This is a genomic window from Pseudomonas sp. B21-048 (assembly GCF_024748615.1).
Classification (GTDB): Bacteria; Pseudomonadota; Gammaproteobacteria; order Pseudomonadales; family Pseudomonadaceae; genus Aquipseudomonas.
Genome location: NZ_CP087168.1, coordinates 1,975,552 through 1,994,951 on the forward strand (window position 1 = coordinate 1,975,552; position 19,400 = coordinate 1,994,951).

Genomic DNA, 19,400 nt, shown 5'->3' on the forward strand with positions numbered 1-19,400 from the left:
ACGCCAGGGGGGATGGATCGACTATAGGCCTTGTGACAAAAACACAGCAAGGCTGAGATGTAAGGATCGTTCCGAGTGTTGTGTAGGACATTGCTCTTTAGAGGTGCCACGCCTCGGTCATGCCTTTTTTTGCTATGAAGGCCCAAACATGATGCTGGACAAAGCCAATACCAGAGGTTCGGGCGCGATTGCGTTAATCGTCTGCGATTGATGCGGCGGTATCGATACGAGCCACTATTTCGCAGATTCCTTAGGCTCTCCAGCACGTTTCGGCGTAACCGCCTTCACCACATCATCAATCACCGCCTTACCCATAGCCGTTAAATAGTGCGCAGCCCAAGCATATCGGTCGGTGTCTCTTATGAAAGCTGCATCTTCTGCAAACGCCTTGGCCAGGAACAGCAAATCAGAAGCCATTGCCAATGCTTCGTTGACGGGCACGCCAGCGCTGACATGGAACAGCGGGTTGTCTGAACAGTAGATGCAGGGGGTGAAACCGATGGTTTTTGCGTCTGTTGATTCGGTCATTTGCCACCTCCATTGATGCACAGGTGAAGGTGACGAATCGGGAAGCTACGTAGCGCGGAACAGCGGCGAGCGAAAGGACGATTTTTGGACGGATTTACTTTGTTCATTATCAGTTCCCTTGATTTGAGGAACTGCCACTTAGCCGTCTCAAAAGCTTGGGTGGCAGCCGTGCGTGGTGTGAGACCCGGCAATCAAGGCAACCGGTAGACCCGAAGGTCTTCCACGCACAGCCGCCATAAAACCGTATCGCAGACAAAAAAACGCCGCGATAGATTCTGTGGCGCTTTGCGCCTTGATTGTCCCCGGGGTCTCACGCCCGATCGCTGTATTTGCAGCGACGTCTGGAGAGTATCCCGGCGAAACCAAGGCCAACAAGGCGCTAACTCGCTGAAAAGCACAGAAAGCGCACCTCTTACGCAACTCTCGGATTTTGCCTACAACCTTGGCGAGAGTCATCCAATATTCCGGTAGCTGTGCAAAAAGCAAAGCTTGGTACTGTTGTGGCAATGACCGGCGCTCGGCATTTCGTCGGAGCGACCGCATCGGCTCAGCGGCTCTCCAATATACTGGCTGCATGTACAGTAATTTTGATTCGTTGGTACTGAAGCTATGAGCGACGTAATTGAGGGAGAAGCGACCTGCGAAGACGATCCTCTATCGCAATGGCGGCGCATGCTACGGGACGAGGCCACATTACTCGCGTGCCCCGGCGCACATCATAAAGCCCTGCTTAACCAGGCTCATCTACTCCACCTGCACCAGGAAATAGATCGTGATGGTCTCTGCGATCTTCTGGAGCTCGCCGATGGGGTATTGGCTTATGCAGTGGAAACGATGCTCGATTTTGAGAACGACGAGTAGGCAGGGTGATGACATGTATTTACTGGTGACCCCTATGCGGCAGCGTGGCGTTGCTCTCGATACCAAGGCACGTGGCCGTTATCCAGCGATTCGAGGCAATGTCATGGTCAATTCAGCAGTCAGTTCTGATCTAGGCCGTTGTACCAACATCGCCCGCGTCCAAGTGGGCTTGCCTCTCGATCCCGACCCTTTGCCCCAGCTGCTGGACGCAACGCTGGCAGGGATGGCGGTGACAGGCTTTGTCTTGAGTGGGATTGAATACGTCGATGGCTGCGCGTATGCGCAATCCTGGTGGTGTCGGCTGGAATAAATGAGTTTTTGGGGAGGGAGTGAAAGCAGGGGCCAAATGGCCCCCGTTTTGCGTTTACACCTCCTGAATAATCCTGATCAAACGAATCGACCAATAAGCAGCCTGAAACGCCCGAATCAGTTCTTCGGGAAGATACTTCTGAATGAAGGACCGCATAGGCGAACTCTCCAAAGGGTTGACGGAATTTGCTCCGATGTAACGCCGGAACAAATAACTTTCCACTTGCTCTATGACAGAACCTTGAACTAATTCGCAAGCTCATCGGAATGGTTAAAGGACGAATTAACGAATTAACGAATTAACGCACGGTTGACGGTTCGGCCACAGGCCAATACCCTTTGAGATGCGAGTAACAAAGGTGTACGGCTGCAAGTGGTGAGGCGAGATTACCACAGGTATTCCTCCGGGAATCAACCACAAAATTTTTGCCTTCGGGACCCGCCACTGCGCGGGTTTCGTCGTTTATAAACGACGGAAATTCCAATCTTTAACGGAGGCCGTGGAAAACAGCGGGTTTCACGGTGACGCCACCTCGACCAGCAAATAGGTCAAATAGGCAAGATTGCCTATTGTTTTACCCTTTAGTGTAAAGTTGCTATCCGACGAACGGTAGGTGGCTGTTAATAGATATCCAAAGCTATCTATTGATAGCTGTATATTTTTTGAGCATCTTTGGTTTTTTCCAAATTTTCTATATACAGAGTAGAAGTTCCCTATATATAGAGAAAGGTCCTTCACTTCCGGAATCGGACGTTGGTTGACGCCTGATGTTTTGCCTAGGTTTGGTTGTTTTTGCCTACAGAAAATCCACCAGATGGGATAGTTAGGGCATTTTTTCCTCGGCTCCCAAGGTGTGTGGCTAGCCGTTCAGGTTTTACGATTGGAGTTCGTGAGGCAATGGCTGGGTCAGGCCACTGCCAAAGTTAAGGCTCTTTCAACGATGGTGCTGAGCCCGTCAGCCATCCATCCGCAGTCAGATGGCTTTCCGGGTTGGTCTATCGAGTAGGCTGCTCAACGGCTGCGGTGCAGCCGATCTTTCGCGGTAAATTTCCCCGCTTTGACTTCAGTGCTGCCTGAACGTTGTCCGGAAGGTTGCTCCACAACGTCAGGCCCGAACGTTCCTCGATGTCCGCGACCGTCACCTGGTAGTCACAGAAGTTCGCCGCGCGTGGCGTTTCCTGCTCCATGATGAAAGCCGCAAATTGGCCGTCGGCAGGCGTGCTGCCCAAGAAGATCACCTTCCAGTAACCACTGGGGATCGTGTGTACTTTATTGGTGCCCGGGAGAGACCCAATCGTCCTCTCGTACAACGGTCCTGTCGCTACGTAGACCGCATCGATACCAGGCGTTTTACCCAGCTTGCGCTCCTGATCCTCCAACCGAGCCCACGCGCCCCGGTTCAGGCCTTCTTTTTGCGGCGTAATATTGCTCAGATAGTTCAGGGGGTGCCAATCAGCAATCCCTCCCATCGAAGCCAAGTTGGCTTGATGGCCTTTGTCCAGGTCCAAGGCAACATAGGCCCCGTTGTAGTCCACCGGGTTCAGCGTTTCCTTCGCAGGTATATCTGGGTCAGTTTTCCAGTTGCGCGGGCGATTGGGGGCGGGGGTGTCCTTGGTGATTTTGTAGGCGACCCAATTGGCGAATTTCGTTGAGCCGTTGTTATTCAGCGTGTAGGCATCGCGAACGATTGTTACCTCGCCACCGCCAGATGGGCACCCGACTGCGCAGTTATCGACGGTAGCAAGCTCGACGCTAGAGCGTTGTGCGCTAGAAAGCACCACGGGATGTATTTGCGGGAGTCTCCTGTCGACCTCAATCGACTGCTGGCTGGTACATGCAGCCAGTAGTGGAAATAGGACGAGCAACAGCGAGCGTATTTTCGGCATTCCTTGCATCATTAACTCCTTCAGAAAACGCTGAACGTAGGCTTTCAGATTGGATAAGACTAGACGCTCCATGCCTCTAATTATTTCAATTGCGCGCAATTGTGTTCTCAGAGGAAGAATGTTTCTGGGGCAGGGGCGCTTCAGCTTCAGTTGAGGCGTGTCTTTTTTCCTACAGAGAATCCATCATATTAAGCAGTCCCGGTGTTTTGTCCTCCTTCCGGCCCAGCTCTATACCCTCCCAAACAAGAACCATCCTACATATCCCAAAAGTGCTTTCTTGGTAAAAAGTACCTCCCTACGGCACGTCGCCCTAGGCATCAGAAAAGGATTTTCTAATGCCCTACGTCCTATCCTTCGAAGTCAACAGACGCTACGAAATCTGCCTCGATACGGTCAGTGAAGCGATTACCCGCTACGACGAAACCTATTGCCTGATCGGTGCCTGGCTAAAAAAACATGACGCCAGCGCCGACCTTCGATGTACTGAAACCGGCCGGGTCGTTCAGTTGTATCGAGGGATAACCGTATTGGAAGCGTCCATAGATTTCGGAGTGTCCATTCAATGGCAACAGCACAACGATTCCCTCAGAAAATCGTGGCTCTAATCATTGGTTAGTGGTTAGGGACTGCCTTCGTGATGTCAGCGCTTTGTGGCATTGGTTTGCAACGCGCTGACGTATTGAAATCATCTGGTGCTGATCAATTTGCGACCAATCCATTCCGCCACCTGCGTAACGACGGCATTTCCGGCAGCAAAAGCCTCCGCAAGGTTGGCCGCATCCAGTCCGAGGCAAAACCCATCATCCTCAGACGCTCGCTGCCGCTCAGCCATCTGATCCCATCCGTTCGCGTGAGCGACGAAAGTGGTACAGCCCATAGCGATTTGGGAGCCGGCTTTGTTTGCCAATAGAGTATTGGCAGCCCAGGCATCCGCGGGGCGTGGCCATCGGATCGAGCGAGACGCTGGAGGTATTGCGTCCACTGGTGCGGCGTCAGCCAGGAACTCGAAGGGGGGCATTCGTCGATAACCTGCGACCAGGAATACTCGACGACGTTGCTGGGGGACTCCGAAATATTGAGCATTAAGCACTCGCCAAAATCCCACATACCCGCAGTCCGCAAGGGCCCTGATGACTGTTTCAAAGTCTTGGCTATCGTTGACAGCGAGCAGGTTAACGACGTTTTCAAGGACCACCCAGCGAGGTTGAGTTTCTTTGAGTATTCGTATGATTTCCCAGAACAGGCCGCTGCGTTCACCGCGTAGTCCGCGGCTGTCTCGATTGCTTTCCCGGGCACCGGCAACGCTGATGTCCTGGCAGGGGAAGCCGGCGGTGATGACATCGACGGGGGACAGGTTGTGGGCGCCGCATTGGCGCACGTCTTCAAATTGGCGTGCATGGGGAAATCGATCGGCAAGCACAGCCCGGTTGACCGGGTTGAGTTCAACTTGCCAGGCGCTGCGGTAACCGGCGTTTTCAAATCCGACATCAAAACCTCCTATGCCTGCGAACAGGCTTCCAATGGTGGGCTGCTGCATTCATGAACTCGTTGTTCTGGATGCTCGCGGCACGCTGGCGGGAGGCTCTCGGCCTTCAGGTGATTCAGTGTCCGGCAACGCGGGCACTTGATTTGTAATTCAAGGAAGCCGCTGGCGGCGGCTAGCTTGCGGCAGCAATGGCCGCAACGTATGTCTTGCATGAAATCGTCCTTGATGGGGAATCAGTCAGTCGTAACCGGGTTCATGTTTCTTCTGCCTGCATCTGCCTCCACTCCCGATCGGCTGCCCGTTTCGCCGTTGTCTCAGTGGCGTACAACCATCGCAACCGCTTCGGCTTGCTCTGATCCCCAGCCATCACGGTCTTTTCTTTTCCGGTTTTCTTGTCGCGGTAGTGGGCAACGATCCCGGTAAAGTTGCCCTTGTTCTCTTCGGCCAGATCCTCGACGGTGTCCTCCGGCAGCTTGCTCTCCAGTTCCAGGCTGACGGTGTAGCCGTTGTCCGCGCTGAGGGTGTGCTGCACGTTCCCGCCGTACCAGATGATTTCGTCGATCTCGTCCTTTACGTCCTGCAGCGTGTAGGTCAGTTCGGGAATCAGGTCCGGTCGTCCGAGTGCCAGCGTGTAGCTGAGCGTGGCGCTGCCGCGTTGCAGTCGGTTGAACTCGGCCCGGGCAGCGCGCAGGGCTGACTGGCGATCGCTGTAGGTGTGGCGCAGGTCTTTGAGGTTTTCGCCGCCGCCGGCGATGGCTTCCTGTTTCTTGGCGCTGTTCACGTCGTAGAAATAGGCGCGCACACCGTCGTAGCTGTCGCGGTCGGCTTGCAGGTAGCGGTGCTGGTCGCCGTCGGCGCGGGTGAGGGTGATATGGGGCAGTTCGGCGCCGCTGGCGGTTTTGCCGCCGCCCGCTGGGAGGCAGAGCAGGCAACCGGCTTTGATGGTGACTACCGCGTCGAATTCTTCGCCGATGCGGCTGATCAGGTTGGCGTCCGATTCGTTGGCCTGGTCGAGCTGCAGGATGGGCAAGCCATCAAGGGCGCCGGCAATGGTCGCGGTCAGGCCGTTGCCCAGGGCGATGTCTCCCAGCACGTCGCCGAGGGTGGTGTTGCTCCAGCTGCGTTCGCGTTTGGTCTTCAGGCCTTTGCGCAGATCCGCCGATCGGGCGCGGATTCTCAGTACGTCGGGCGCGCCGCTGTGCTCGGCTTCGTCGACGGTGTAGGTGCCTTTGTCGATCAGGCCGGTGTCGCTCCAGCCGAGCCAGAGCCGAATGACCGCACCTTTGGGCGGGATGGCCAACAGGCCGTCATGGTCGCTGAGGGTGATGGTCAACTGATCGGCCTCGATGCCACGGTTATCGGTCAGCTCCAGGCTCATCAGTCGTGGGCTGATCAGTTTGGCAATGTCGTTGCCATCGACGGTGATGCGAAACGCCGGAACCGGGTAGCCGGCTTCGCGGCGGTAGCGTTCGACGGTGTCATCCAGAAAACCGGTGACGCGGGAAAGGGCGGTATCGATCACAGCAACGACCTCATGATGCTAACGCCTGCGCGAGTGCCGGCGCCGATCAGGTCGATTCGGTCGTCATCAATGCGCTTGAGGTTGAGGGTGAATTCGATGCGCCGCGGTGTGCCGTCGCGAAAGAAGATCGTTTTGGTTTCACTCAGGTTCTCGATGACCCACAAGCCGTAGATGCGGCCGCTGCCCTCGACCATGGGCCAGGCCTTGCCGGTGTTGGCCATCAGGCGCAGGGCGTCGAGGCTGAGGGCGCTGCCCGTCAGTTCCGGCAGGATGACACCGGGCAGGGTGATGGCGTCTTCACCACGGCCGACAAACTGCCGAGCGGGTGCCGCGCCGATGCGACTGTTGCTGGCGTGGCGCCAATTGGTCTGGCGTTGCAGCTCCTGGTAGGCGGCGGTGGAAAGGCTGAAGACGAACATGCCCAAGGCAAGCATCATGGGGATTACTCCAGGTCGGATAGTCGGCTGCGTTGACGGGCGCCTTTCTCACTTTCAAGGCGGGCCAGTTCGGCGCGCACTGCTCGAGCGATGGTTTGCGCATCCATGCCCGGCGTTGCAGGAAGGTGAATTTCGTAGGTGTCGTGGCTGTCGTAGACGACGCTGCTGGCGTTGCTGATAGGGGCACGGCTATCGACCGTTAAACCTGGCCAAGACGCTATACCCAATGCCATTGAACCGGCCGTGGTGAGCTGTTTGCTCATGTCGGTCATGACGCCCAATGGGCCGGTCTTGCCGCCTTCCAGACCTTGAGTCAGGCCGACCATGGTGAAACCGCCCAGTTCGGCAAACACCCGCGACGGACTCTGGATGCCGAGCTTCTCCTTGAACCAGCCAATGGTCGAATCGCTGATCTCGCCCATGACGTTCTTGAGCTTGCCGAAGCCCGACTTCAATCCTTTGACCAAGCCGTCGATGATCATGCCGCCGAACTCGGTAAAGCGGCTGGGCAGGTCGATGCCCAGGTACTTCATCACCGAAGCGAACGCCTGGTAGATCAGTCCTATGGGGCTGAAGTTGATAAGGACTTTTAGAATTCCGCCTATGCCGTCACTGAACCCGGCTTTGATTTCGCGCCAGGCATTGGTGAAATAGGACTTCACTACATCCCAGTTTTTGTAGATGAGGTAGGCGCCGCCGGCGATGGCCGTGATCGCCAACCCGATGGGGTTGAGCATCAGCGCACGTCCCACCATGAGCAGCGCTTTGCCCACGAAGGGCAGCACTGACTTGCCGAGATTCCACAGCAGACTGATCAAACCGGGCAGGCGAATACCGAGCTGCGCGAACATAAAACGCAGGGCCACAAACGGCAGCAGTACGCTGGCCACCGTAATGAGCAAGCCACCCACTGCAATAGCCAGCGCGGCGATGATGGCGACCGTTTTGACCAGGCCAGCGGCGAGGTTCGGGTTTTCGCTGGCCCAGGTTTTTACCCCACGGATGATCTCGGTGATCGACTGAATCAGCCCGCGCAACGGTCCATCCTGTTGTGCTTGCAACTCGATGCCCAAATCCTGCAAGGCACTGCTCAAGGTCGTCAGATCGCCCTTGAGGTTGTCGGCCATGACCGAGGCCGTTTGCGAGGCTTCACCCTGACTTTGGCGCAAGCTCGCGATAAGTTTTTGCAGGTCTCCCGTACCAGCTTGCTCCACCAATTGCGCCATGCCTTTGACCGCTTCCGCGCCGGCAATGGCTTTGAGTAATCCACCTTTGTCGGCAGTGCCAAGGTCCTTGGTTTTGTCGTAGATCTCTTTGAGGATGTCCGGCAGGTTTCGCAGGTTGCCGTGGGCATCGGCCGTGGTGACCTTTAGCTTTGCCAAGGCTTTTTCTGCGGCTTTGGGTGGGGTGGCCAAGCGGTTCATGATGGTACTGAGCGCGGTACCGCCCATGCTGCCTTGCAAGCCGGCATCGCCCAGTTTGCCGGCCATGGCGGCGGCAACTTCCAGTTCAACGCCGTAGGTTTTTGCCATGGGGGCGGCGTACTTCATCGTTTCGCCGAGCATCTGCAGGTTGGTGTTGGAGCGCGTAAAGGTGCCCACCAGCACATCGCCCAGTTTGCCCATTTGGTCGGCACGCATGCCGAGTCCGGAGAGGATGTTTGAGGCGATGTCGGCAGTCTGTGCCAACTCTGCGCCACCGGCCGCTGCAAGGTCGAGCATGCCCGGCATCGCGGCTTTGATTGCCGCAGGATCGAAGCCGGCCATGCCGAGGAAGCCTTGAGCATCGGCTGATTGGCCGGCGGTGAATTGCGTTGAACCGCCCAGTGTTCGAGCTTGCTTGCGCAACGTCTCTAGTTCCGCTGAGTCTTTCTTAAGTCGGGAGATAGCCTGCACTTTGCTCATGCTGGCGTCGAAATCGATGCCCGGCGCGAGCAGCTTGGTGCCCGCGTACAGCGTTGCGCCGCCGCCTGCTAGGGCGGTGGTTCCTTTGCCGGCCATGCCGCTGGCGAGGTTTTTAGATTGATCAAAGGTCGCGCGTGCCGCTGCCAAGCGTCTTTGTTGAGCGGCCAACGCCGACAGTCGATGGGTCTGTTCGGCGATGCTGTGGTTGGTTGCGCGGATCTGCTCGCGCAACTGGCGCTCATGGCCGCCGAGGTTTGTGGTGCTGATCCCGGCGGCCTGCAAACGGGTGCGCAGGCCTTGGAGCTGTTCGCTCTGTTGCTGATGCTGCTGTTTGAGTTTCTGCGCTTCACGCACGGCGGTGCGAAAGTCTTTGGCCATTGCCTTGGTGGGCACGCCGGTGGCCGCGAACTGCTGACTGAGTGCCCTGACCTTGTCCCGGGCGGCGTTCAGGGCTTGCTCGGTCTGCTGGGCTGCCGCGCGCTGGGCACGCCAGGCGCTGACATCCTTCTGTTGGGTGTTGAGTGCCTTGAGCCGGTCGCGGGCGTCCTTCAGGGCGAGGGCGGCACCGATGCTCTCATTGTTGATCGCCTTCAGCGGCCGCGTGGCCCTGTCGATGGCGCTGAGCAGCACCCGAAGTTTTAGATCATTCGCCATCGGCGACACTCCGCACCCTGGCGCGCTCGCGCCATTCCATCAGTTCTTGCAGGCCCAACTGATCCATATCAGCCGGCGCCCAATGAAAGACCACCGCCAGGTCGGCCATGGCGTCCTCTACGCAACGAGGGAGGCATCCGTCTTCACCGACTTCTGCAACAAAAAACCGGAAATCTTGCTGCCACACGCAAGCAGGTCGGCGGGGTCCATGCCGGCGGCTTCCGGTGCGGTGATGCCTGGGTTGGTGATGCGCGGCAGGATCTTGATCAGCGTGGCCACGTCCATGTTCAGCAACTCCATTAACTGCACGCCGCGCAGTTCGCCGGATTGCGGTTTGCGTAAGGTGAGGGTGTCGATTGTGGATTTGCCGCGAGTGATCGGTGTGTCGAGGGTGACGGTGTTGTCTTCTGCGATGGGCTGAATTTCGAGGGTTTGCATAGGGTTTTCCAGATGGTGTTAGGTAGGTTAGAGGCCAATGGCGGCGCGCTGCTTTTCAAGCAGGTCCACGCCGTTGACCTTCTCGATGAAGTTGAGCAAGTCGATCTCGATGATGTCTTCGTTGTCGACGATCAGCTTGTAGTAAGAGCAGGTGGTGGTGACGCTGTGCTCGGTGTCTTCGCCGGGCTGGTGGTCACCCATTTCTAGGGTTTCGTGGCGACCGCGCAGGACCACTTCCACGGCGCTGACATCACCGGTGTCGTCCTGCTGGAAAGAGCCCGCGAACCGCAGTGCAACGCCCGACGCATTGACGGCGCCGAACTGGCGCAGGGAAATCAGATCGAGGCCGCCGGTTTTCCATTCGAACTGGATGCCGTCGTCGGAGAAGCCCAGGTCAGCCTTGACCGGGCCATTCATGCCGCCGCCGCGATAGGCTTCCATCTTGCGTCCCAGGGGCGGCAAGGTGACCGACTTCACGACGCCAACGTAGCTGTTGGCATCGTTGAACAGGTTGAGGTTTTTCAATTTGCGCGGCAGGGCCATGGCGCTGTTCTCCGGTTAGCGGTTGATCTGGCTGGCGAAGTTGATCAGGTAGCGGTCGGTGATGCGCTGACGCAGGGTGAGGTCCTCCAGCGGCGGTATCGGCGTGTAGTCGTAATCGAGCCAGAGCTTGCCGGCCTTGAGCGTGTCCTTGGTGTTGATGTCTTCGGGGTACCAGCAGCTCCCGCCGATCAGGTAACCGGCGGACACCTTGCTGCGGAACTCGGCATTCACACCTTCGATCATGTCGCGCACCAGGGAGGCGTGCAGCGGCTTGTCCATCGCCCACATCTGCGTGCCGGCCATGGTGTCGGCCAGCACTTGCGCGGTGCGGGTGTAGCTCTCGAAAGCGAACAACGGATCCTCGCTGCAGGTGCGGCTGCCCCAGAAGCGCAAGCCGCCCTCGTTGATCAGCGTGGTGACCTCGTGGCTGTTGAGGTAGTTGGCATCGGTGGCGGGGTTTTGCAGGTCCCAGAACACGTCGGCGTTGATGCCGGTGACACCGTTGACGGCGATGTTGGAGAGGGTTTTGTGCCAACCGGTTTGTTGGTCGATCTTGGCGCGCAGGCCGAGGGCGCGAGCGACGGCGGTGGCATTGACGGTCTTGCTGGTGGCGGTGTCCCAGTTCAGGAAGTCTGGCCAAATGACCATGACTTCACGGGCGCCGAAGTTTTTGCGATAGGCAACCGCTTCCTCCTTGGTGTTGCAGCCCCAGGCGCTGACATAACTGAACGCCCGCAGTTGCTGGGCGATGGACACCAGTGCGGTGGCGACGGGTAGGGTATCCAGGCCTGGGATACCGAGAATGCGCGGCACCAGGCCGAGTCTCGACTTGGCCGCGAGCAGGGCTTTCATGCCGGTGTATTTGCCTGTGTCGGTGGTGGTGCCGATCAGGGCGCTGGTGGTCTCGGCTTCATCCTGGCCTTCCTTGACACGCACCACGATGACGTAGGGTTTGGTTTGGTCGGCGATGGCCTGCAGGCTGACGGCGAGGGTGCCTTTCACGCCGGCTTTGCCGATGGCGGTTTGGACGTTGGTAATCAGGATTGGCGTATCAAATGGAAAGACCGTCGCGTCTGCATCGTCGGCGGTGCACACCATGCCGATGACGGCGGTGGGGATGGTGCGAATGGGGCGTGAACCATCGTTGAGTTCGATGACTCGCACGCCGTGAAGATAGTCGGACATGGTTTATCTGCGTGGTGATAAAGGACGCCACACAGGCTGCCGCGCTCATCGCATGTTGACGAGGCGCGGCAGTTGTATCGAGCAGGTTAACAAGGTGCGAAATGGCAATTGGAAAGGAGTCAGGGCGTACCTACGGTTGGAGGCACTGGCCACTCCATGTTCATTGGAAATTCGGGGCTTTGCTCAAGACGATTGAGTTCGACGCAATAACGCATCCAACCCAGCAAAGCCGTTTGTTCGTCCTGTGTTATCAGCTGCAATTGTTCTGCATAGTGCAGCGGGGCGATGCGCAATTGGGCGTGCTGCATCAAGGTGTCACGCTCCAATAGCACCTGTGCCTTTTTCTCAGCCGCCAGTGCTGACTGATCCAGCTCCCAATCATCACCCGTCCAGTAATAATGGGTGCCCGGCCAAGCTTTTGCCGTCACAGTGTTGGGGAGCTCGGCAACTTCTCGCCAAAGAAGTGATTTCCCATTGTCTGTTCGGTAGACGACGCCGCGGTAGTCCACCCGTTCCTCTGGCAAGCCATCAACCATGACCCAGACATGACCTGGTTTTGCATGCTCCAGTGGCTGTGTCAGTCGTACTGCGTTGCTGGGTATTTCCACCCCAAGACCAGGAACGACCGGAAACTCGACCGGCCCTATTAAAACACCCGCGTTATCGATCAAGTAATTAGTCATCGTTGCCTCAAATGATTTTGATCCGTCCTGGATATGCAATGTTTCGAGGTCGCGCTGTTGCAACCGTACCGACTTCGCTTCCTTCTAGAAGGTCAGATTGTTCAAATGCCAGTAAGCTTTCTTCATAACTCGCGTTTTCACCCAGATCGAATCCATGAATGTCGTGGGCTCTTACCAGGTGGTCTTGGGTGAGACTTGTGGTTAACGCGACAGCGTCGTCACCCCTGGCGTCGTAGGTTTGTCTTGAGCCCTTTTGCCAGGAACCAGGCGTCCGACCTGCATCCACTTTGCGTGACTCGTCCAGTATTCGAAGAAACTCCCCCCGGCCTTCTGGCCCGCGAAAGGTTAAACCGTCGTCTTGAACGGTCCATCCACCCTCGTTGCCTATGCTGTTTTGCTCTGTGTTGAGCATTCCAGATTGCTGCGCGTGATCCCAAAGCCAGGGCCACTCTGAGCGTTGAAACGTTCGACCATTCAAAGCGGCGTACCCGCCCGGACTGAATTGGGTGGTGGTTTCAAAAACGGGATGCCCCAGCGGCAACGTATCCAGACGTCCGAGGGGCCACCAGTGACCCAATCCGTCTGCACACAAGTGCCACCAATCACCTGTGCCCATCAGGGGCAGGAATGGATAGCCGTTTTCGGAAAGATGCGTATGAAACAGGATGCGATCTGTTCCGTTGGCTTGAACAACAAGTCGATGGCCCGAGTGATCTTTGCGACGTATCAGAATGTCTCGCCTCGTCAGTTTCGAATCAGACGGCGGTAGCCTTATCGTCACAGAACCATTGCTGGCGTCGCAGAGCACCAAACCCATGTGTTCGGAGGTGAGGGTTTTCCCTTCGCGAATCAGGGTGTAGGGCCGCGCATGTGCATTTCGTAGAGAGCGGTCCACAAAGTCACGGGTAGCGAGCACCACAGAGGGGTCAATTTTCAACTGAATGTTGGCCGTGCCGTTGGTGATGATGTGCATCCGCACCACCTGGTTGCGTCCCGAACCTTGGGCCAACAACGGTTTGTAGCTGGGTGCCAGATTCGCGACCGCCGAAAACACGCCGTCCTTATCTTCAAGGGCCAGTTCCGTCATCCACCAGCCGCCGACTTCAGGCGGCAACACCACTTCGGCAATCAACACGTTCGGATCGGTGGGGGAGACGCGCAGTTGATTGAGCTGCGCGCGGTGCACCTGATTGATCAGCCGTGTCTGTGACGGATCCGGCACCGGGTCGGTGCCGTTGGCATCACCGATCAGCATGTAGCTCGGTTCCCAAGGAATGCCGAGGGCGTCGCAGTTGGTTTTCTTGGCGGCTCCGAGGTGGGTGAGCATGCCGCCGAAAAGGGTGTTCTTATCAACCATGAAGGTACACGTCCAGTTCGTCGAGGGTGTAAATGCTGGCGCCGCAATAGTTCTGAATGAACACATCGATGTCCGGGTTCACCCACGGATACACGTCGATTTCGTCGCCGTCATCGATGGCAATCGCTGCATGGGTATCGACGCGGGTTTCCAGAGTAATGTCGAGGCTGGTCAGGTGGCGGGTGAGCGGTTTGGCGTCGTCGATGAGCCAGGTCAGTTCTTGGTACATCTGTTCGGTGATGCCGGTTTCAGACACGCTGATGTTCAGGGCAAACGTGGCGCGGGGGCCGAGCGGGATGGTCTGCCACCATTCCACGACTTCAATTACAAAGCCCAACGGCTCGACGACGCGGCGCAGTGAGCCGAGGGTGCCTTTGCGGGAGTGGATGTAGTAGGCGGAACGGATGGCGGATCGCTTGGCCGCTTCGGGCCACTGACTGTCCCAGCGGTCTACAGAGAAGGCCCAGGCCAGATAGGGCAGCAAGGGCAGGGGGCAGAGGTCTGGATTGTGGAGTTGGCGCAGAGGGATAGGTACGCGTTGGATCTGCGCCAGGGCTTGAGCGACTTGATGTTCCAGTGGTGTCGAGTTGGATGGAAGCAGTGAAGTCTCGGTCATCATTCGACCCCCAGTAACAGGTCAATCGCCGTGCAATAGGGCGCTTGGTATTGGGTGGCGACGATATCGGTCCAGTTCTCCAGCACCACCTTGCGCACGCCCTCGACGTGCAGCGAGGCGTGGAGGATGGATTCAGATACCTCCAGGCCCAATCGACGGCGTTGGTGCACAAATTTCAGTAGCCGTTCTTTGGCCGCTCTCAGGATCAGCTCTGACTCTGGCCCTGATGTCAGCAGGTAGAGTTCGGCGCTGATTTCGTAGTTGATGATTTGTGCGCCTTGAACCCTCAGGCGATCGCCCAACGGGCGGCGGTCGTCGTCGCTCAGGTAGGTTTTAACGGCGGCCAGCAGATCCGCCGAGGCGCTGCCATCGCCCAATGCGGATTGCACAGTGATGACTGCTTCGGCGGGTTTAGGACTTTCTGCTGTGGCGTCGGCCACACGACCATCGGCGGACCGTGCGTGAAAGATGTAGCTGTTGCGTGGGCCTGCGGTGCTGAGACCTTCCCACGCCATTTGCGCACGTTCGCGTAGGCTGTCGTCGCTTTCCATCAGCTTTGGAATGGGCGGCATGGCTGAAGGGTTGGCGACCTGAATGACCAACCGTCTGACGTTGTAGTTCGCGGCCAGGTTCTCCAGGTCGGCGCCCTTGGCCAGGGCGAGCATATTCGCCACCGACGCCTCATTGACCCGCTGGCGCCAGACCATTTCGCGGTAAGCGTTCTCCTCGAGCAGTTTGGTCAGCGGCTCAGATTCCATGTTCAGGCGTGCTGCGATTTCCGTCTGTGCCTCGGCCGGCCAGAGGCTGATGGCATAGGCTTTGCGCTCGGCAAGGATTTGTTCGTAGTCGATCTGTTCGACGATCTGCGGCGCCGGCAGCTGGCTCAGGTCGATGGCGACGAAGGTGTTCATGCGCTGCCCCCCAGTTGCAGAGGTACGCTCAGGCTCAGCGGCTGGTTGCTGTCCACCAGGGTGCCCTCAAGATCCAGCGATGACTGCCCTTGCAGGTTCGCCCCGACAAACTGCACACGGCTCAGGCTGATGCGCTGTTCCCAGCGCATCAGGGCCATGACGGTGGCGGCGTACACCTGTAGGCGGGTGAAGTCGTTGAATGGCTGATCCACCAGTTCGGGCAGCAAGCTGCCGTATTCGCGTCGCATGACGCGGGTGCCGAGGCGGGTGGTGAGGATGTCGGTGATGGACTGGGTGATGTGTTCGACCAGGTCGAGGGCGGCGCCGGTTTCTCGGTTCATTCCGGCTTCCCCGTTTTTCCACCGCCGGACATGACGCCGCCGTGCAGGTGCTTGGTCAGGCTGATGTTCGCCGCGACCACATCCTCGGACACGATGACCTTACCTGTGACGGTCTGGTTGCCGGTCTGGGTGTAATCACCCTCATGGGTGATCGGGCCGACGATGTGAATGCCGCCGGGGCTGATCAGATTGGTGGTGCCGCCTTCGGCCAGTGTGGCGTTCAGGTGCTGGGTGACACTGTCGTACTCGATCACGGTTCCGTCGCGGTAAGTTCGGCGGTGCAGGCCTTCGCGATCGCCGTTCGCCCGGATGTGGTCGCTGAATAGGCCGGTCAAAACTATTCCATTGCCGAGCTGGCCGGAAGGGCTGAATAGAATGACTTGCTCGTCGACGGTGGGCGGGTGCCACTCGCGGTCGGCACCAGCCCGAGCGGCAATCCATGGGAGCCAGCCAGTGGTCAACGATCCAGTTTTTACCTGCACGCGCGGAGGCTTCATCTGGACGGCTTCGATGGTGCCGAGGCGGATGAGGTTTTCGATCAGGCGGGCGAGGGTGGCTAAGTCGTTCATGGCGCCGATGGTGGCGCCAAGATCGAAAGTTTACAGCGTTAAGGATTTGTGCGGAGTTGATCTACAACTTGCTCGAGGCGAATCACTGATTCGTTGAAGGCTCAAAACTCTTTTTTAATCTGGCAGATTTCAGCGTTTCAGGAACATGCGCCGCAATATATATTAAAAATGAAAAGGCTTTTAGACTGTTCAGCTCTGTTCCATAGTCTGAAACTTCGCCGTGTATCACTTGGTGGCGATTTAAAGCATTAAACGTTTTTCCGCTAGCAATACTTTCTTTGTCTCGCTGGCCTTGGCTTTTCAATAGGCTCATGCTGCTGAGGTTTATTACTTGATGTAGTAAGTATTTTGCGTCTTGATTGTCCCCTACTTCGTCACTGACGTAGGTGCTTCCTCGAATTTTCCCACCGCTTCCACCCATAGGTTGTTGCAGGCCGGTTATCTCTGAGAATATGCCATCAGTCTGCGCCAAGAAGACTGGGATACTTAGGTAATATCCTTCTGATCCGCCGCGTTTATGTGCATTTGCTGCAGCTTCAATCGCGTTTTTTCTTGCAGGATACATATCGGTGATTAGCTTGGTGTACCAGTCAAAATCTGCTGTGAAATGCTCCTTAAGTATTGCATCAACTTCCTCCGCTCCTGCTTCGCCAAGCTTGTCGATTAACTCTAGGGTATCTTGAAGTGAATTTTGCCAATTAAAAAACCATCCTCGCTCCGAGGCTCTAATCGTTGCCTCTTGCGAACGAGCTGGTAGGTTTTCGAGACGTTCGAGGTCTGCTTTCCAATCGATCTGGGCGAGTTTTTCCAAGTAAGGGGCTAAATCGGTTTGCACCTGTGTTAGCCATTGACCGAACTGTTGTGCGACTGCGTTTATGGCAGGAAGATACGGCACTACCATTTCGGATAAACGTTTTGCAAGCAGCTCGTTGCGCTCGGAAATTTTGTCAGCCAGATCTTTCATAGTGCCCCCAGGGAGATGTGCCATCGAGACAGATTTTTTGGTCTTTACCACAAACTGTTGGCTGATCACTCTCCCGCAAAATGAGTAAGCAGTCCGTCGCGGATTAGATCAATATCTGCGTTTGTAAAGCCTAGCATCTCTCGCTGTTCATATTTCACATCTGGAGCATCCTGTTCAGCACGATCCTTTGATCCGTATTGGTGAACTCTGGCAATTCGAGCAATCCGCCCGGTAAAGCCAACACTGATAGCATTCCCGTTGCCTTGCACCTTCAGAAAGCTCGCCGTGCGCAGCTTCTGAAACATCTTCACCTTCCGCTTCACCCGGCCTTGTTTACCACGCAGATTGCGCTGCTTGCGCGGTGCGTACTTGCTGCCGTCCGGGTTGCGCTGGACAATGATTCGTTGTTGTTGACTGCGACGCAACACTTGGCCGAGGCTGCGGGCCAGCTTGTTGCGCGATGCCGGTTCCAGTTGCTCAAGCAGGCCGGCTGCCCAGTCTTCCAGCGCCTCCAGGCGGTTGGTCATTCTCGCAACACCCATTCGCTGCTGCTGCCTTGGGCACTGGGTATCCAGTTCGGGTCGAGGAACGCGACGGCGCGTTGAGGTTCGCCGGGATGGCGGATGGTGGTATTGCCCTGATCGTCATTACCGACCACCACCCGTTCGGTCAGCGGTAGGCTCAGGCTCAAATCGACTTTGCTGTTATCGAGAATGTCCGCCTCGAACTGGATGCCGTCAGCCGACTTATTCAGGTTCTCCAGCAACTCAGACTGATGAACACTCACCCAGCCAAGCACCGGCAGCATGATGCTATCAGGATGGCCAGCGAAGTCGGTGAGAATGATTTGCAGATCAAAGCTGTATTCGAATGACAGGCTCGCGGCGGCTGTGCAGCGGACTTTGCCGTTGTCGATGAAGATCAGTAGCCGATCGGGGCTATGCTGGAGTTCGGGAATGGTGGCGAGCAGGTGAGAGCGCAGGCTTTCGGGTTTGTTCATGGGGCGACCTGCTGCTGTTGATGGACGTTTGCAGCTCGCGGTAAATCGACTGGGTTCTGCCCGCAGCCGCATTCAGCGTGCCGCTCAAAGGCGCGCTGGAGTTTGATGTCGTACAAATTTCGCTGATAGTCCGGCCCGTTGTAGTGCTTGGCGAACACGGCCCATTGGCGGGTCTTCAGCGCTTTGTAGAGTGTAGGGTCGGTCTCGATGAAGCGCACGAAGGCATCAAACTGCTGCGACTCGTTTGCACTCATGGCTGCGACGAAGTCTTGCACGCTGGCATAGCCCAAGCGTTTCCAGTGAAATCCCATGATCTGGAAGGCGCCCCAGGTAGCAGCTTCGGGAGCGGCAATGTCGTCAAGCACGCGGGCGCTGCCTAGCCGCTGATGTTCGGCGGCACCGCCGACGTAGCCACCGGCTTTCGGGTTGACGATGGCCGGGTGGGCGGCGGCGAGTTGATCGGCGCGGCGTTTGAGTTCGCCGGGGTTATCGCTTTCATGGCGAACGTTCGAGAGCTGGCGGTACATGATGTGCCGCTCGAACAGGATCACCGGCTTGCCGATGTCGAGAAAGCCGCGGCCTTTTGATTCGACTTCGTTGACGGCGTAGAGATTCGCCAACGGCATGTCGAGACGTTGTGCGGCGTTGACCAAGTCGGCGTGCTTCAGTAATTGCTCGCAGTCATCGCCGGCGAGGGCCGCCAGCGTTTTGCTGCCGGCGATGCCATCGGCGACCAGGCCGACGTTCAGCTGATAGGCACGCACGGCCGCTTCGGTGGTGTCGCCGTAGTGCCCGTCAACGACCAGGCGTGCGCCGTTATTATTCAGGTTGGTTTGCAGGTGGCGTACCGCTTGCGAGCGGTCGCCGTGGCGTAATGGGGTCATCGTGAGGCTTCCTTGCGAATGAAAAATTTCCTGGCTGCGGCGCGGGTTCCTTCCACGCCGAGCAACCCGATAATGCCACCGAAAAAAGGCGCGGTGGCGGCGGAAATACCCAGCAACGGCAAGCCATGGCTGGCGGCCAGTGCCAGGGCGCCGCACAATGGGGCTTCAATGGCCATGCGGCGTAAGGTGCCGCCGCCGTAGATGATGCGAAGAGCGGCGATGATCAGGGCCAGCAAGCCGGCGTAGAGGGTCGGCCAATGCTGTTCGAGCCAGGCCCAGGTGTCGGGACGGTCAGGCATGTGTAGGGCTCCAGTGTCCAGA

General features: G+C 57.4%; 25 protein-coding genes. 3 read left to right on the forward strand and 22 right to left on the reverse strand.

Annotated elements, in window-relative coordinates:
• Positions 1-234: 234 nt before the first annotated feature.
• Complete coding sequence (locus LOY56_RS09050; protein ID WP_258621147.1) at positions 235-528, reverse strand: DUF3077 domain-containing protein; 294 nt, start codon at positions 526-528, stop codon at positions 235-237.
• Between the two features lie 609 nt (positions 529-1,137).
• Here LOY56_RS09050 and LOY56_RS09055 point away from each other — a divergent pair.
• Positions 1,138-1,389: a hypothetical protein gene (locus tag LOY56_RS09055; RefSeq protein ID WP_258621149.1), complete on the forward strand. Its 252-nt coding sequence runs from the start codon at positions 1,138-1,140 to the stop codon at positions 1,387-1,389.
• Positions 1,390-1,402: 13 nt separating this feature from the next.
• Positions 1,403-1,699, forward strand: coding sequence for a hypothetical protein (locus LOY56_RS09060; RefSeq protein ID WP_258621150.1), 297 nt, complete (start codon positions 1,403-1,405; stop codon positions 1,697-1,699).
• 995 nt (positions 1,700-2,694) lie between these two features.
• Here LOY56_RS09060 and LOY56_RS09065 read toward each other — a convergent pair.
• Positions 2,695-3,594: a DNA/RNA non-specific endonuclease gene (locus LOY56_RS09065; protein WP_258622595.1), complete on the reverse strand. Its 900-nt coding sequence runs from the start codon at positions 3,592-3,594 to the stop codon at positions 2,695-2,697.
• A 326-nt stretch (positions 3,595-3,920) separates the two neighbouring features.
• On the opposite strand from LOY56_RS09065, the gene LOY56_RS09070 reads away from it, so the two are divergent.
• A complete protein-coding gene (locus LOY56_RS09070) occupies positions 3,921-4,190 on the forward strand; it encodes a hypothetical protein (RefSeq protein WP_258621151.1) in 270 nt (89 codons plus the stop codon).
• Positions 4,191-4,270: 80 nt separating this feature from the next.
• Here LOY56_RS09070 and LOY56_RS09075 read toward each other — a convergent pair whose 3' ends face one another.
• The 20 genes from LOY56_RS09075 to LOY56_RS09170 all read right to left on the reverse strand — a co-directional run bounded on the left by LOY56_RS09075 (position 4,271) and on the right by LOY56_RS09170 (position 19,378).
• On the reverse strand, positions 4,271-5,122 hold the full coding sequence (locus tag LOY56_RS09075; RefSeq protein WP_258621152.1) for a DNA cytosine methyltransferase: 852 nt from the start codon (positions 5,120-5,122) through the stop codon (positions 4,271-4,273).
• On the reverse strand, positions 5,083-5,283 hold the full coding sequence (locus LOY56_RS09080) for a Com family DNA-binding transcriptional regulator (RefSeq protein WP_258621153.1): 201 nt from the start codon (positions 5,281-5,283) through the stop codon (positions 5,083-5,085). Before LOY56_RS09080 ends, LOY56_RS09075 begins: the two co-directional genes overlap by 40 nt.
• Positions 5,284-5,324: 41 nt before the next feature.
• Complete coding sequence (locus tag LOY56_RS09085; protein ID WP_258621154.1) at positions 5,325-6,593, reverse strand: phage late control D family protein; 1,269 nt, start codon at positions 6,591-6,593, stop codon at positions 5,325-5,327.
• Positions 6,590-7,030 (reverse strand): phage tail protein, encoded by a 441-nt coding sequence (locus tag LOY56_RS09090; protein ID WP_258621155.1) that lies wholly within the window; start codon positions 7,028-7,030, stop codon positions 6,590-6,592. Before LOY56_RS09090 ends, LOY56_RS09085 begins: the two co-directional genes overlap by 4 nt.
• Before the next feature lie 5 nt (positions 7,031-7,035).
• Positions 7,036-9,588 carry a phage tail tape measure protein gene (locus tag LOY56_RS09095; RefSeq protein ID WP_258621156.1) on the reverse strand — a complete coding sequence of 851 codons (2,553 nt, stop codon included), beginning with the start codon at positions 9,586-9,588 and terminating at the stop codon, positions 7,036-7,038.
• The gene (locus LOY56_RS09100; RefSeq protein WP_111450164.1) at positions 9,578-9,697 is read right to left on the reverse strand and encodes a GpE family phage tail protein; all 120 of its coding nucleotides are present in this window, start codon (positions 9,695-9,697) and stop codon (positions 9,578-9,580) included. Before LOY56_RS09100 ends, LOY56_RS09095 begins: the two co-directional genes overlap by 11 nt.
• Before the next feature lie 8 nt (positions 9,698-9,705).
• Positions 9,706-10,026, reverse strand: a complete 321-nt coding sequence (locus tag LOY56_RS09105; RefSeq protein ID WP_258621158.1) for a phage tail assembly protein — start codon at positions 10,024-10,026, stop codon at positions 9,706-9,708.
• Positions 10,027-10,053: 27 nt separating this feature from the next.
• Entirely contained in the window at positions 10,054-10,569 is a 516-nt protein-coding gene (locus tag LOY56_RS09110; RefSeq protein WP_258621159.1) for a phage major tail tube protein, read from the reverse strand.
• 15 nt (positions 10,570-10,584) lie between these two features.
• Positions 10,585-11,754, reverse strand: a complete 1,170-nt coding sequence (locus tag LOY56_RS09115) for a phage tail sheath protein (RefSeq protein ID WP_258621160.1) — start codon at positions 11,752-11,754, stop codon at positions 10,585-10,587.
• Between the two features lie 119 nt (positions 11,755-11,873).
• Positions 11,874-12,437: a tail fiber assembly protein gene (locus tag LOY56_RS09120; RefSeq protein WP_258621161.1), complete on the reverse strand. Its 564-nt coding sequence runs from the start codon at positions 12,435-12,437 to the stop codon at positions 11,874-11,876.
• Between the two features lie 7 nt (positions 12,438-12,444).
• The gene (locus LOY56_RS09125; RefSeq protein ID WP_258621162.1) at positions 12,445-13,794 is read right to left on the reverse strand and encodes a phage tail protein; all 1,350 of its coding nucleotides are present in this window, start codon (positions 13,792-13,794) and stop codon (positions 12,445-12,447) included.
• Entirely contained in the window at positions 13,787-14,410 is a 624-nt protein-coding gene (locus LOY56_RS09130; RefSeq protein WP_258622596.1) for a phage tail protein I, read from the reverse strand. Before LOY56_RS09130 ends, LOY56_RS09125 begins: the two co-directional genes overlap by 8 nt.
• Entirely contained in the window at positions 14,410-15,321 is a 912-nt protein-coding gene (locus LOY56_RS09135; protein WP_258621163.1) for a baseplate J/gp47 family protein, read from the reverse strand. The genes LOY56_RS09130 and LOY56_RS09135 overlap by 1 nt, the downstream gene beginning before the upstream one ends.
• Positions 15,318-15,662, reverse strand: coding sequence for a GPW/gp25 family protein (locus LOY56_RS09140; protein ID WP_258621164.1), 345 nt, complete (start codon positions 15,660-15,662; stop codon positions 15,318-15,320). Before LOY56_RS09140 ends, LOY56_RS09135 begins: the two co-directional genes overlap by 4 nt.
• Complete coding sequence (locus LOY56_RS09145; protein ID WP_258621165.1) at positions 15,659-16,231, reverse strand: phage baseplate assembly protein V; 573 nt, start codon at positions 16,229-16,231, stop codon at positions 15,659-15,661. Before LOY56_RS09145 ends, LOY56_RS09140 begins: the two co-directional genes overlap by 4 nt.
• Before the next feature lie 82 nt (positions 16,232-16,313).
• Positions 16,314-17,195 (reverse strand): hypothetical protein, encoded by an 882-nt coding sequence (locus LOY56_RS09150; protein ID WP_258621167.1) that lies wholly within the window; start codon positions 17,193-17,195, stop codon positions 16,314-16,316.
• 65 nt (positions 17,196-17,260) lie between these two features.
• Entirely contained in the window at positions 17,261-17,722 is a 462-nt protein-coding gene (locus tag LOY56_RS09155; RefSeq protein ID WP_258621169.1) for a phage virion morphogenesis protein, read from the reverse strand.
• A complete protein-coding gene (locus LOY56_RS09160; RefSeq protein ID WP_258621171.1) occupies positions 17,719-18,195 on the reverse strand; it encodes a phage tail protein in 477 nt (158 codons plus the stop codon). The genes LOY56_RS09155 and LOY56_RS09160 overlap by 4 nt, the downstream gene beginning before the upstream one ends.
• Positions 18,192-19,079: an N-acetylmuramidase family protein gene (locus tag LOY56_RS09165; RefSeq protein ID WP_258621173.1), complete on the reverse strand. Its 888-nt coding sequence runs from the start codon at positions 19,077-19,079 to the stop codon at positions 18,192-18,194. Before LOY56_RS09165 ends, LOY56_RS09160 begins: the two co-directional genes overlap by 4 nt.
• Positions 19,076-19,378: a phage holin, lambda family gene (locus LOY56_RS09170; protein WP_258621175.1), complete on the reverse strand. Its 303-nt coding sequence runs from the start codon at positions 19,376-19,378 to the stop codon at positions 19,076-19,078. Before LOY56_RS09170 ends, LOY56_RS09165 begins: the two co-directional genes overlap by 4 nt.
• Positions 19,379-19,400 lie beyond the last annotated feature (22 nt).